The sequence below is a fragment of the Enterocloster aldenensis genome (assembly GCF_003434055.1).
Classification (GTDB): domain Bacteria; phylum Bacillota; class Clostridia; order Lachnospirales; family Lachnospiraceae; genus Enterocloster; species Enterocloster aldenensis.
Genome location: NZ_QVEX01000060.1, coordinates 319 through 572, shown reverse-complemented (window position 1 = coordinate 572; position 254 = coordinate 319). Strand labels below are relative to the sequence as shown.

1 pseudogene is annotated in these 254 nt (G+C 29.5%); it reads right to left on the bottom strand.

Going from position 1 to position 254, the window contains the following annotated elements:
- Nucleotides 1-43 precede the first annotated feature (43 nt).
- Nucleotides 44-254: pseudogene (locus DWX59_RS29575) on the bottom strand (hypothetical protein); the annotation flags it as partial.

Sequence of the window (254 nt, the reverse complement as noted above, 5' to 3'; positions counted from 1 at the left end):
TAACGGTGAAGAACTAGATTAAAAGGGCTAATTACATGCCCTTTTAATCTAGTGAGATATGTCTTTTTACTTTTTCTTCAGGATGAATATTATCTCTTCGTTTACCTGTCATATCGAGCACTTTAACACGAAAAACTTCTGTTACTTTTGCGACTTTTTCATTGAATTTAAAATCTTCTTCATGATAATGTCTCATTAAGATTTTTAACGCATTAATCTTATTTTCATCTTCAACAAATTCTACAATACCATGT